Here is a 12,833-nt window from a genome sequence, read left to right as displayed (position 1 = left end):
GCGGAATCAGCTCACGAACTTGATCGTGAGTGGGTACGTGTAGGGCTGACCCTGATTGGCCTTGACCGCGGCCATGATGCTGAAGATGATCGACAGGATCCATGCGGCCAGAATGATGAAGAGGCCGATGATGATGATCGAGAGGATTCCGCCGACGATGTACGCGATGACGAGCGTGATCTGGAAGTTCAACGCCGTCGCGGTGTGCGCGCGGATGAACGGCCCCTTCTCCTTGAGCACGAGGTAGCCGATGAGGGCGGGGATGAAGTTGAAGAAGATGCCGCCGATGTGGATGAGAGTCGCCCACAGCTTCTCGTCGGCCGGGCTCAACGGAGTCGGAGCCTGATAGGGATTTGCGGGGGGCGGGGTTGCGTCAGACATTCGGTCTCCTTGTCGGTTCCCAACATGCAGGGAAGGGCTGGTGACGTTCGGTTTCACCATAGTGGCATACCTTCGGGGGTCACGACCGCTTCGGGACGGTCGTGACCCCCGAAGGGCGGTGCGTGGTTACTTGATCAGGCGCAGGGCGAAGGGATAACGGTAAGGCTGTCCGTCCTTGGCCTTCAGGAAGCCCATGATCGAGAAGATGACGCTCACGATCCAGGCTGCGAGATAGACGAAGACGCCGATGAGCACGAAGGTGAGGATCCAGCCGACCACATAGGCGATCAGGATGGTGATCTGGAAGTTGAGTGCTTCCTTAGCCTGGGCGTTCGTGAACTGACCGCGGTCCTTGAACACGAGCCAGATGATGAGGGATGGCAGGAAGCCGAGGATCCCGCCGAGGTGGGCGAATGAGGCCCACTGGATGTCCTCGGCCTGGGTGAGCGGCGCGGCGACGACAGGGGTCCCCCCAGGCACTGGTTGCTGCGGCGGCGGAACCTGTGGCGGTTGCTGACCGAGATTCGGGTCTTGGGGAGGCTGTTGCGAATTCGGATCGCTCATTGTCGTGCCTTTCAGACGATGGTGCATTTCAACGTTGCCGATTGGACAGTGCCTGCCCGTCTTACCGCGCAAAGGTCGTCGTGCGGTACATGCCTAAAGTACTGCCGAGAAACACTTTGGGGCAATGATTGCCGATCGGCATGTCGCGGTATGATTAGCACTCATATACGACGAGTGCTAACAGAATGACGATCGAGGAGGCGCAGGGTATGGTTTCTGAACGCGGCCTCGAGGTGCTGCGCGTGATCGTGCAGGACTATGTGGCGTCGCGCGAGCCCGTCGGATCCAAGTCGATCGTCGAACGTCACGCCTTCGGAGTGTCGGCGGCCACCATCCGCAATGACATGGCCCTTCTCGAGGAGGAGGAGCTGATCGCGGCCCCGCATACCTCGTCCGGCCGTATTCCCACCGACAAGGGCTATCGCCTGTTCGTCGACCAGCTCGCCGATCTGCGCCCACTCAACTCCGCGCAACGGCAGGCGATCGAGACCTTCCTCGGTCAGGCGGCCGATCTCGACGAGGTGCTCGCGCGCACCGTTCGTTTGCTCTCCCAGCTCACCCACCAGGTCGCCCTGGTCCAGTATCCCTCGCTCAACCGTGCGAGGGTACGCCACATCGAACTGGTGCCGCTCAGCCCGACACGTCTGCTCTCCGTGCTCATCACCGACAGCGGGCGGGTGGAGCAGCGTGTCATCGAGTCTCCGCATTCGGCCGACGAGCAACTGCTCGGCGATCTGCGTGCACGGCTCAACGTCGCGCTTTCCGGACTGGACATGACGGACGCAGCCGAACGCCTGCGCACCATCACGGAGCTCGTTTCGGCCGACAATCGTGAGCTCGCCGCGGCCATCGCCGAGACTTTGATCGAACAGGTGCTCGCGAACCGGCAGGAGAAGCTCGTGATGGCAGGAGCGGCGAACCTGGTGCGCACGGAGGAGGACTTCACTGGAAGCGTCTACCTGGTCATGGAGGCGATCGAAGAACAGGTCGTGCTGTTGCGTCTCTTCGGCGAGATGGCTGTGGACCAGCATGGCGTCTCTGTGAGTATCGGGCGCGAGAACGCGGCGTTCGGACTGGCCGAGACCTCTGTGCTCACGAGCGGCTATACCTCTTTGGGTGGCGAGTTGTCGCGTCTCGGTGTGCTCGGCCCGACCAGGATGGACTATTCGAACAACATGGCGGCGGTCCGGGCCGTCGCCCGGTACCTGTCCAGGCTGCTGGGCGAAGACTAGCGAGAAACGACGTCGTCCCGAACATGAGATGTGTGTGTACTGCGCCGCGATCGGGACCGGAAAGGAACGGCCGGAGTGGCTGACCACTACGAAGTACTCGGCGTGTCGCGCGACGCGACAACAGACGAGATCAAGAAGGCGTACCGGCGGCTGGCGCGCGAATTGCATCCCGACGTGAACCCGGGCGCCGAGGCATCCGAGCGGTTCAAGGAGGTCACGCACGCCTATGACGTGCTGAGCGACGCGAAGCAGCGCCAGCAGTACGACATGGGCGGTGGTCAGGCCGGTTTCGGAGGGGCGGATTTCGGCGGCTTCGGCGACATCTTCGAGACCTTCTTCGGCGGCGGAGGCGGTGGGGGGCGCCGTGGGCCCCGATCGCGCCGGGAGCGCGGCCAGGATGCGCTCATCCGGGTCGAGGTCGATCTCGACGAGATCATCTTCGGCACCCACCGAGAGATCGAAGTCGATACGGCTGTGCTGTGCGATACCTGTCATGGCTCGTGCTGCCAGCCGGGAACGTCGCCGGTCACCTGCGACATCTGTCACGGAACGGGGAGCATCCAGCGAGCCGTACGATCGCTGCTCGGGAACGTCATGACGTCGAGCCCATGCGGCACCTGCCGTGGCTATGGGACGGTCATCGCGACCCCGTGCGTCACCTGTCAGGGTCAGGGCAGGGTGCGCGCCCGCCGCACGGTGCCCGTCGACATCCCCGCCGGAGTCGACACGGGCGTGCGCCTGCAGATGCCGGGCAGCGGTGAGGCCGGTCCAGCTGGCGGACCCAACGGCGATCTCTACCTCGAGATGAAGGTGCGTCATCACGAGGTGTTCAGCCGCGACGGCGACGATCTGCTCGCGACGATCGAGGTGCCGATGACGGATGCGATCCTCGGCACGACCGCGACGGTGCACGCCCTCGACGGCGACGTGGCCATCGAACTGCGCCAAGGGGTGCAGAGCGCCGATGTGATCACGATCAAGGACCGCGGTGTCACCAGACTACGCGGCAACGGTCGCGGCGACCTCAAGATCGGGGTGCAGGTGGTCACGCCGTCGAAGCTCAGCGGCAGGGAGCGCGACCTCATCGAGCAATTCGCGAAGAGCCACAAGCAGCCGCCACCGACCCTGTCGCACTTCCAGCAGGGTCTCTTCGCCAAGCTGCGCGATCGGTTCCTCGGCTGATTCTCTGTGACGGCAGGCGGCCCCATCCGGCTGGGAGTGCTCACGATCTCGATCGGCAGGAGACGAGCTGATCCGACGCGTCGAGGCGGCGAGCGATCCCGGCGTCCTGCGACGGATGACCGTGATCGGTGAGCAGCTGCCGGAGCGTCTCGGTCAGGCCGGCCTGGATCGCTGCCGATCGCGTCCCTCCGACACGGTGCGCGGATGGGCCGGGGAAGCGGCGCGGGCTCGTACCAAGCCTGGTGAGAGGCGCGTCGCTGTGCACCTGAGTGAGCCCGGACGAGGTTCTCAGCGGCTATGTTCCTATGTGTGAGCTCATTCTTTCTCCGAGAAGACCTCGAGGCCGACGCGGTCGAGAGCGGCGGGGTCGTCTCGGTGGTCGGTGCCGAGGCGAAACATGCGGTGACCGTCAACCGTATCCGCGTGGGAGAGACGGTTTCGATCGGCAATGGACGCGGCCTCGTCGCCACGGGACCCGTCGTGCGTGCGGACGCGGGCGAGCTCGTGATCGAGGCCAGCGTCGTTGAGAACGTCCAGGCGCCGTCGCCACGGCTCGTGCTTGCGCAGGCACTGGCCAAAGGTGATCGCGACGAACTCGGTGTTCAGGCGGCGACGGAACTGGGCGTCGACGCGGTCATCCCCTGGCTGGCGCGGCGCTCGGTCTCGCGCTGGGAGGGACAGAAGGTCGCCAAGGGTCGCGAACGCTGGGCGAGCATCGTGCGAGAGGCGACGAAACAGTCGATCCGGGCCTGGCTGCCCGTCGTGGCCGGACTGCACTCGACCGCGCAGCTGGCCGCCCTCGCCGCTGACGCGCACCTCCTCGTGCTCGACCCGGCCGCTGACCTCGCCATCACCGAGTTCGCGTTCGAGCGCGACGACCGGGACATCGTGCTCGTCGTCGGCCCGGAAGGCGGCATCGCGCCGGCGGAACTCGACGCGTTCGCGGCCGCCGGCGCCGCACGCGTGCGCTTGGGTGGGACCGTGCTGCGCACTTCGACGGCGGGACCCGCCGCGATATCCGTGCTCAACGTTCGGCTGGCACGCTGGTAGCGCCGCTTAAGATAGAGCTATGTCCTCCTCCGGCGCGATCCCAGCGAATCCCGTTTCGACGAATTCCGAGCCATCTGTCTTCAGCCGCATCATCGCCCGGGAGATTCCGGCGACGATCGTCGCCGAGACCGACCGGGTGATCGCGTTCAAGGACGTCGCGCCGAAAGCGCCCGTGCACGTGATCGTCACTCCGAAGACCGAGCAGTATCGCGATGTCGTCGAACTCGCAGCCGGTGACCCGGCGCTTCTCGCCGAACTCGTCGCCGTCGCGACGGATGTGGCGGCCGTCGAGGCCGGCGGCCAGTTCCGGCTCATCTTCAACACCGGCGCGAACGCCGGACAGACCGTCTTCCACGTGCATGCCCATGTGCTCGCTGGAAGACTCGAGGAGGGTTCGCTTGGCTCCGAGTGACGAGCGATTCAGTGCGGGCTCCGTGCCTGCCGAGGCCAGATTGCACGTCGACGGCATCGCCATGGTGCGCCTGCTCGGGCCCCAGGACCGTCTGCTGACGACGATCGAGAAACAGTATCCGGCTGTCGCCGTCCACGTGCGCGGCAACGACATCACCGTGAGCGGCTCGCCCGACCAGGTCGACGCCGTGCGCCGTCTCATCGAGGAGCTTCAGCAGATGGTGCGCAACGGCCAAGACCTCAGTCCGGTCGAGGTGACGAGTTCGGCGAGGATGCTCGATGCCGACAGTTCCTCGAGCCCTTCCGAGCTTCTGAGCCAGGCCATCCTCACCACGCGGGGCAGGAGCATTCGGCCGAAGACGCTCGGCCAGAAGAAATACGTCGACGCGATCGACGAGAGCACCATCGTGTTCGGCATCGGTCCGGCCGGAACGGGCAAGACCTATCTCGCCATGGCGAAGGCCGTGCAGGCACTGCAGCGCAAGGAGGTCAACCGCATCATCCTCACGCGGCCGGCCGTCGAGGCCGGCGAACGGCTGGGCTTCCTGCCCGGCACCCTCACCGACAAGATCGACCCCTACCTGCGCCCGCTCTATGACGCGCTCAACGAGATGATGGATCCCGAGCTCGTGCCCAAGCTGCTCGCGGCGGGAACAGTCGAGGTCGCGCCGCTCGCCTACATGCGCGGTCGTACCCTCAACGACTCCTTCGTCGTGCTCGACGAGGCGCAGAACACCACGCCAGAGCAGATGAAGATGTTCCTCACCCGTCTCGGTTTCGGATCGAAGATGGTCGTCACGGGCGACATCACCCAGGTGGACCTGCCGATGGGAGCATCCGGTCTGCGTCTGGTCACCCGGGTGCTCGACAACATCGACGACATCCATTTCGCGCTTCTCACGAGCGAAGACGTCGTGCGTCACTCCCTCGTGGGCCGTATCGTCGACGCCTATACCGACTACGATGCCCAGAAGCAGGCGCAACGGTTCGAGCGAGAAGAGGCCCGTGAGTTCGCGAATCGTGCGGAACGGCGCGGCTCCGCGCCGCGTGATCGCCTGCCCAAGCGCGGCCCCCGTTTCTGAGAGGTCGGATCATGAGCATCGAGATCAACAACGAGTCCGCGATCGAGGTCGATGAGGCCGCCATCCAGCGGCTCGCCGTCTTCGCCCTCGACGCGATGCATGTGCACCCCGACGCCGAGCTCGCGATCGTGCTCGTCGACGAGGGCGCCATGGAGCAGCTCCATGTGCAGTGGATGGACGAACCGGGCCCGACGGACGTGTTGAGTTTTCCGATGGACGAGCTCCGTCCCGGCACAGAGGACATGCAGACCCCTCCCGGCCTTCTCGGCGACATCGTCCTGTGCCCACAGGTCGCGCAGGCGCAAGCAGAGGCGGCCGGCCACAGCGCCCTCGAAGAGCTGCTCTTGCTGACCACTCACGGCATTCTGCACCTGCTCGGCTTCGACCATGCCGAGGCGGCGGAGGAGAGGGAGATGTTCGGCATCCAGCGGGACATCCTCGTGGGCTTCGCCGTGCAGGAGCGTAGACGTTAGCGGATGATGATCGCCCTCTTCATCGTCGTCGCCTTCCTTCTCGTGGCTTTCGGAGGGCTCATGGCAGCGGTCGATTCCGCCATCACCGCGCGGTCGCGAGCCGATATCGCCGAACTCGCCGAGAGCTCGCGGGCCGCGAAGTCCCTGAGGGCCATCGCGGGGGAACCCGGCGCGCATCTCAACGCCGTCGGCTTCATGCGCATCATCGCCGAGACCACTGCGGCGGTGCTCGTCACCCTGGTGTTCGCGTTCACGGTCGAAGAGCTCTGGATCGCACTGCTGCTCTCCGCGCTCATCATGACTGCCGTGTCGTTCGTGCTCGTCGGCGCGAGCCCGCGCAGCGTCGGCCGGGCGAACTCCGAGATCATCCTGAGGCTCACGGCGCCGCTCGTGCACTTCCTGCGCGTGCTGCTCGGCCCGGTCGCGAATGCGCTCGTCGCGCTCGGCAACCGGGTCACCCCCGGGCGGCCCAAGCTCGGCACCTTCGCATCGGAGGAGCAATTGCTCAGCATGGTCGACGAGGCGACGGAGCTCGACGTGCTCGAGGAGGACGACCGGGAGCTCATCCACTCGATCTTCGAGTTCAATGACACGGTCGTGCGTGAACTCATGATTCCTCGCACCGACATGGTCACGATTCCGGGATCGGCCGGTATCGGGCTGGGGATGGGACTCTTCCTGAGCACAGGGGTCTCCCGTATGCCGGTCATGGCAGGGGAGGTCGACGACGTCCTCGGCATCCTCTACCTGCGAGATGTCGCGAAGCTCAGCTACGAGCGGCCGATCGATGCCGAGCACATCACGGTGTCTGAGCTCGCCCGTCCGGCGCTCTTCGTGCCCGAGTCGAAGAAGGCCGACGAACTGCTGCGGCAGATGCAGCTCGAGTCGAACCACCTGGCGATGGTCGTCGACGAGTACGGCGGGATCGCCGGACTCGTGACCCTCGAAGACCTCATCGAGGAGCTCGTCGGAGACATCTCCGACGAGTACGATCGCGAGGTCGTCGAGATCGAGGAGCTCGGTGGCGGGCACTACCGGGTGAGTGCGCGGCTGCCCGTCGACGAACTGGGCGAGCTCTTCGGACTGGAGCTCGACGATGACGACGTCGATTCGGTCGGCGGTCTTCTCGCCAAAACACTGGGTAGGCTGCCGGTGTCCGGCTCCGCTGTGACCACGAGCGGGCTCGTGCTCACAGCGGAGCGGACGGAAGGCCGGCGCAAGCGCATCAGCACCGTGCTTGTCGAACGCGATGAAGCGCTTATCGACGCCCAGACGGCATTTCTCGAAACGAACGGCGACGAAGGAGCACAGCATCGTGACTGACAGCGAGTATCGCGCGGGGTTCGTCTCGTTCGTCGGGCGGCCCAATGTCGGCAAATCGACGTTGACGAACGCTCTCGTTGGCGAGAAGGTGGCGATCACGAGTTCGAAGCCGCAGACGACGCGGCGTGCGATCCGCGGCATCGTGCACCGGGGGGAGGGCCAGCTCATCCTCGTCGACACCCCGGGCATCCACCGTCCGCGCACCCTGCTCGGCGAGCGGCTGAACAGTCTCGTGCAGTCGACCCTCGGCGATGTCGATGTGATCGGCTTGTGTTTCCCGGCGAATGAGCCGATCGGCCCTGGCGACAGGTTCATCAATCAGCAGCTCGACGAGTTTCCGCGCGCGAAGAAGGTCGCGATCGTGACGAAGATCGACGCCACATCGAAGTCGCAGGTCGCCGCCCAGCTGCTCGCGGTAGCCGAGCTACGCGAGTGGGAGGCGATCGTCCCGATCTCGGCTGTGAACAATATTCAGCTGGACACCCTGACGAAGGAACTGCTCCGTCTGCTCCCCACCTCGACGCGCCCGCTGTACCCTGCCGAGACCGTCACGGACGAAGGCATCGAGGAACGTATCGCCGAGTTCATCAGGGAGGCAGCGTTGGAGGGCGTCACCGACGAGCTTCCCCACTCGATCGCCGTCACGATCGACGACATGATCGAACGCGACGACCAAGAGCTGCTGGAGATCTACGCCAACCTATTTGTTGAACGAGACAGCCAGAAGGGCATCATCATCGGCAAGTCGGGCAGCCGCCTGAAGGAGGTCGGTGCCCGTGCACGTCAGCAGATCGAAGGTCTCGTCGGCAAGAAGGTCTTTCTGTCGTTACGGGTGAAGGTCGCCAAGGACTGGCAGCGCGATCCGAAACAGCTCGGACGCCTCGGCTTCTAGACCATGTTGCTGCGCAAGCTCGAAGGATCCCAGCTCGCCGTCGACATCGTCGTCGGATCGCTGTTTCTGCTGCTGATCGGGCCGATCACGATGGTCAGCACCCCTCGGGACGGCATCGTCGTGCTCGTGCTGTCCACGGCGCTCTCGATCCGGCGGCTATCGCCCGTCCTCTCGCTCGCGACGGCCTGGCTCGGTGCGTTTCTGCAGATGGCGTTTCTGAGCGACCTCCAGGCCGCAGACATGGCGATCCTCGCCGTTCTCTACGCGACGGGAGCATACGGCGAACGGGTCGTGCGTATGCTAGGCCTGATCTCCGCGGGGGTCGGAGCCGTCATCGCCGGAGCCTACCTCGCGATCCTCCTGCCGCTCGTTCGCTCCGAGAACCCCTTCGGCGTCAACGCGATGTCGACCGTGCTCGGGTTCCTCCTCATGATCGTCGCCGCGATCGCACTGCTCACGCTGTCGTGGACGCTCGGCTTGCTCGCGCGCACCCGTCGAGCGTCCAAGGAGAGCAGGCAGCAGCAGCTCGAGGCGCAGCGTCAGCAGGAGCGCGCACAGTACGCCGTGGTCGTCGAGCAGGAGCGGAACCGCATAGCCCGGGACATGCACGATGTCGTCGCGCACTCGCTGGCTGTCGTGATCGCCCAGGCCGACGGCGCACGCTATGCGGCGCAGAACTCACCGGCGGTGGCGGGCGACGCCCTATCGACCATCTCGAGCACGGCCCGTGAGGCCCTCGCCGATGTGCGCCTGCTGCTCGCCGAGTTGCGGCACAGCGAGGCCGAGGGACCGCAACCCACGATCGCCGACCTCGACCGACTCGTCGATCAGCTCCGCGCCACAGGGCTCACCGTCGAGGTGCGCCACGAGGGGCTCCCGGTGCCGCTCACGGCCGGACATCAGATCGCGGTGTACCGCATCGTCCAAGAGGCGCTGACGAACGCGTTGAGGCATGGCGACCAGAACCGACCTGTGATGCTCGACCTCGTCTGGCGCGCCAACGGCCTACACCTGGTCGTCTCGAGCGCGATCGCCTTCCCCCCTCGTCACCCGCACGCCGCCGGAGCGGGTGTCGGCCACGGCATCCCCGGGATGCGGGAGCGCGCGGCGCTGGCCGGAGGCACTCTCACGGCCGGTCCGACGCCGCAGAACCGATTCGAAGTGATCGCCTGGATCCCAGCAGTGCCTGGTCCGGCTGGAGGGAACGCATGACCGACGCCAAGAGGATCCGCGTAGCGCTCGTCGACGATCAGGCACTTTTCCGTGCAGGGGTCCGCATGCTCATTCAATCGCAGGACGATCTCGAATTCGTGGGTGAGGCCGGCGACGGCAGAGAAGGCGTCGCCCTCGCTGCGACGGCAAGACCCGATGTGATCCTCATGGACATCAGGATGCCGGTGCTGGATGGCATTGCAGCCACGGAGGCGATCATCATGGAGGCGGGGCGCACGGGGTGGGAGCCTCGAGTCCTCATCCTCACGACCTTCGACCTGGACGAGAGCGCCGCGCGCGCCATCCGCAGTGGTGCGAGCGGCTTCGTGCTCAAGGACGCCGAGCCGGAGTTCCTGCTCGCGGCGATCCGCACCGTGCATGCGGGCAATGCCGTGATCGCGGCCTCCGCGACGCGCGAGCTGTTCGAGCATTTCGCCCCTCAGGCTCCGACGCTGCTTGTTCCGCCCTCCTACGACTCGCTGACGGCGAGAGAGCGAGAGATCTTCCTGCTCGCCGCACGCGGACTGAGCAATGCCGAGATCGCCGCGAGTGAGTTCCTCAGCGAGGCGACCGTCAAGACGCACATCAGCCGCATTCTCGGGAAGCTCGAGCTGCGTGACCGTGTGCAGCTCGTGGTCTTCGCCTTCGAGCACCGTATCGTCGAGTGAACAGACCCAGGGGAAAGGACAGGGTGCTCCGCGAGCTATGTCCGGCGCAGAAGTCATCCGTTGGATGTATGTCGCACCCTCCTTGCGCATGATTCGCCGTGGGGCGGTGCTTTCTATGGTGGGAGCATGGAGATTCAGCCGTCAGATTTGGGCCTCATCGCCCGTGTGGCCAACCTTAGCAAGTCCTATGGTGCCGGAAGCGGAGCCGTCACAGCTCTCGATGGGGTGTCCATCGGCATCCGGCGCGGTGAGTTCACCGCGATCATGGGACCGAGCGGTTCCGGCAAGTCAACGCTGATGCACGTCATGGCCGGTCTCGACAACCCGAGCGGCGGTCGGGCATGGCTCGGCGACACCGAGATCACGGGAATGGGGGACGGCCAGCTCACGGTGCTGCGTCGACGCCGCGTCGGATTCGTGTTCCAATCCTTCAACCTCGTGCCGACCCTCGACATCCGAGGGAACATCATGCTGCCCTTCGAGCTCGATGGTCGCAGGCCGACGAAACAGGAGAAGGATTGGGTCGAGCACCTCATCGTGTCGCTCGGGCTGGAGAAGCGGCTCGGTCACCGGCCGCATGAGCTCTCCGGCGGTCAGCAGCAGCGCGTGGCGATCGCCCGTGCGCTCGGCACCCGTCCCGACCTCGTCTTCGCCGACGAGCCGACGGGCGCGCTCGACTCCCGCACTGGCCGCGAGGTGCTCGCACTCCTCGGCGCTGCGACACGCGAGTACGGGCAGAGCATCGCGATGGTGACCCATGACCCGATCGCGGCCAGCCACGCCGACCGCATCCTCTTCCTCGCCGACGGACGGGTCGTCGACGACCGTCCGCGTTCCTCGGCCGAGGACATCTCCCGCATCATGCTCGGCATGGAGGCGGTGGTCTGATGGCCGGGCAGTATGCCGCCTCAGGCAAGACCAGGGACCACGGCTCGAGTATCGTGGTCGCGGCCCTCAGCTCGGCGTTCGGCGTCGTCCTGCTGCAAGCGACCGGGGTGATCGCAAGCGTCGTCGCCGCCGACTCCGAGGTTGGCGGCGACGGGTCCGTGCGCTTCGGCCTGACGATCGTGACGGCCGTCTTCACGATGATCGCCGTCTATGTCGGGGCGATCGTGACCGCGAACACCTTCGCGACGATCATCGCCGGGCGGGTGCGTTCGATCGCCCTGCTGCGCCTTATCGGTGCCCGTGCGGCGACGGTGCGGTGGGCCGTCGCCTCTGAAGGCCTGCTCGTCGGCGCCGTCGGCGCGGTTCTCGGTGCGGCGCTCGGAATGGCGGTGACGCTCGGCGCCATCGCACTCGGCACTCGGCAGGGCTGGCTTCCGCGTATCGAATACACCCTCGGCGACCCTAGTGTCCTCCTTCCGGTCGTCGTCGTCGCCCTCACGACCTGGGGGGCGGCCTGGGTCGGCTCGCGCCGGGTCGTGACCGTCTCGCCCATGGAGGCCACGGGGGCGTCGGTCGATCAGACGCGCGAACAGACCGTGCGCCGCCGTGGACGCAACGTGACCTCGATGCTTCTCGTGGTCTCCGGTCTTGGAGTGCTGGCCCTCGGAGTCTTCGCGGGCCTGTTCTCAATCGTCGGCCTCCTCGTCGCTTTCCTCGGAGGCCTGCTCTCCTTCACGGGCATCGTTCTCGGCGCGCACCTCGTGATGCCGCCTGTGCTGCGCCTGGTCGGCCGGATGCTCGGCTCGCGCCCGTCGGCCCGGCTCGCGGCCGAGAACGCCGTCCGTTTTCCGGACCGCAGCTCTCGCGCCACGATCGGGCTCGTCATCGGAGTCACTCTTGTCACGATGTTCGCCGTCGCCATGCAGAGCTATCGCGACATGACCATCGCCTCCTTCGCCGACGACCCGGAAACCGCCGCGATGATCGAGCAGTCCCTCACCGTCACGACGGCTATCTTCACCGCTCTCGTCGGGTTCTCTGCCGTCATCGCGGCGGTCGGCCTCGTCAACAACCTCTCGCTCAGCGTGCTGCAGCGCACGCGCGAGCTGGGCCTCTTGAGAGCGCTTGGGTTCACGGGCAGGCAGGTGCGGGGGATGATCCTCGCTGAAAGCGCCCAGATGACCGTCGCCGCGATCGGCCTCGGTCTGGTGCTCGGAGTGTTGTACGGCTGGGCGGCGGCCCAATCGATGCTGGGATCCTTCTCACATTCGCTCCTCGCTCCGTCGATTCCTTGGCCGGTCATCCTGGTCACGGTGGCCGGTGGCATCGTGCTCACCCTTGTGGCATCCGTCGCACCGGCCCGTCGGGCCACGACCGTCTCGCCGGTGCTCGCCCTCGCGGTCGAATAGCGATGCTGCATCCGCTGGATGAGTGCTGAAAGCCCGCTGAGAAGGACCACAGAGGCGCGCGCCACT

General features: G+C 65.9%; 14 protein-coding genes. 12 read left to right on the top strand and 2 right to left on the bottom strand.

What is annotated here, in order from left to right; translation table 11 throughout:
* Positions 1–6: 6 nt before the first annotated feature.
* Positions 7–381 (bottom strand): DUF4870 domain-containing protein, encoded by a 375-nt coding sequence (locus tag ACFQB0_RS06755; RefSeq protein WP_386729109.1) that lies wholly within the window; start codon positions 379–381, stop codon positions 7–9.
* Positions 382–507: 126 nt separating this feature from the next.
* The gene (locus ACFQB0_RS06750) at positions 508–945 is read right to left on the bottom strand and encodes a DUF4870 domain-containing protein (RefSeq protein ID WP_386729107.1); all 438 of its coding nucleotides are present in this window, start codon (positions 943–945) and stop codon (positions 508–510) included.
* A gap of 209 nt (positions 946–1,154) precedes the next feature.
* Between ACFQB0_RS06750 and hrcA the strand changes: the two genes are divergently transcribed.
* The 12 genes from hrcA to ACFQB0_RS06690 all read left to right on the top strand — a co-directional run bounded on the left by hrcA (position 1,155) and on the right by ACFQB0_RS06690 (position 12,767).
* Positions 1,155–2,177, top strand: a complete 1,023-nt coding sequence (hrcA, locus tag ACFQB0_RS06745; RefSeq protein WP_386729104.1) for a heat-inducible transcriptional repressor HrcA — start codon at positions 1,155–1,157, stop codon at positions 2,175–2,177.
* A gap of 75 nt (positions 2,178–2,252) precedes the next feature.
* Positions 2,253–3,359, top strand: a complete 1,107-nt coding sequence (gene dnaJ, locus ACFQB0_RS06740; protein WP_386729101.1) for a molecular chaperone DnaJ — start codon at positions 2,253–2,255, stop codon at positions 3,357–3,359.
* 309 nt (positions 3,360–3,668) lie between these two features.
* Positions 3,669–4,409 (top strand): 16S rRNA (uracil(1498)-N(3))-methyltransferase, encoded by a 741-nt coding sequence (locus tag ACFQB0_RS06735; protein WP_386729098.1) that lies wholly within the window; start codon positions 3,669–3,671, stop codon positions 4,407–4,409.
* A 19-nt stretch (positions 4,410–4,428) separates the two neighbouring features.
* Complete coding sequence (locus tag ACFQB0_RS06730; protein WP_386729096.1) at positions 4,429–4,821, top strand: HIT domain-containing protein; 393 nt, start codon at positions 4,429–4,431, stop codon at positions 4,819–4,821.
* A gap of 61 nt (positions 4,822–4,882) precedes the next feature.
* A complete protein-coding gene (locus ACFQB0_RS06725) occupies positions 4,883–5,902 on the top strand; it encodes a PhoH family protein (RefSeq protein WP_386729701.1) in 1,020 nt (339 codons plus the stop codon).
* 11 nt (positions 5,903–5,913) lie between these two features.
* Positions 5,914–6,375: an rRNA maturation RNase YbeY gene (ybeY, locus tag ACFQB0_RS06720; RefSeq protein ID WP_386729093.1), complete on the top strand. Its 462-nt coding sequence runs from the start codon at positions 5,914–5,916 to the stop codon at positions 6,373–6,375.
* Positions 6,376–6,378: 3 nt separating this feature from the next.
* On the top strand, positions 6,379–7,698 hold the full coding sequence (locus ACFQB0_RS06715; RefSeq protein ID WP_386729091.1) for a hemolysin family protein: 1,320 nt from the start codon (positions 6,379–6,381) through the stop codon (positions 7,696–7,698).
* Positions 7,691–8,590 carry a GTPase Era gene (era, locus tag ACFQB0_RS06710; protein WP_386729088.1) on the top strand — a complete coding sequence of 300 codons (900 nt, stop codon included), beginning with the start codon at positions 7,691–7,693 and terminating at the stop codon, positions 8,588–8,590. The genes ACFQB0_RS06715 and era overlap by 8 nt, the downstream gene beginning before the upstream one ends.
* Positions 8,591–8,593: 3 nt before the next feature.
* Positions 8,594–9,802: a sensor histidine kinase gene (locus ACFQB0_RS06705; protein ID WP_386729086.1), complete on the top strand. Its 1,209-nt coding sequence runs from the start codon at positions 8,594–8,596 to the stop codon at positions 9,800–9,802.
* Positions 9,799–10,470 carry a response regulator gene (locus ACFQB0_RS06700; RefSeq protein WP_386729083.1) on the top strand — a complete coding sequence of 224 codons (672 nt, stop codon included), beginning with the start codon at positions 9,799–9,801 and terminating at the stop codon, positions 10,468–10,470. Before ACFQB0_RS06705 ends, ACFQB0_RS06700 begins: the two co-directional genes overlap by 4 nt.
* Before the next feature lie 126 nt (positions 10,471–10,596).
* Positions 10,597–11,358 (top strand): ABC transporter ATP-binding protein, encoded by a 762-nt coding sequence (locus ACFQB0_RS06695; protein ID WP_386729080.1) that lies wholly within the window; start codon positions 10,597–10,599, stop codon positions 11,356–11,358.
* Positions 11,358–12,767 carry an ABC transporter permease gene (locus ACFQB0_RS06690; protein WP_386729078.1) on the top strand — a complete coding sequence of 470 codons (1,410 nt, stop codon included), beginning with the start codon at positions 11,358–11,360 and terminating at the stop codon, positions 12,765–12,767. The genes ACFQB0_RS06695 and ACFQB0_RS06690 overlap by 1 nt, the downstream gene beginning before the upstream one ends.
* Positions 12,768–12,833: the final 66 nt, after the last annotated feature.

It is taken from the genome of Luethyella okanaganae (assembly GCF_042660285.1).
Lineage (GTDB): Bacteria > Actinomycetota > Actinomycetes > Actinomycetales > Microbacteriaceae > Luethyella > Luethyella okanaganae.
Note: the sequence above shows the minus strand (reverse complement) of the source record. Positions and strands in the feature narration are given on the sequence as shown.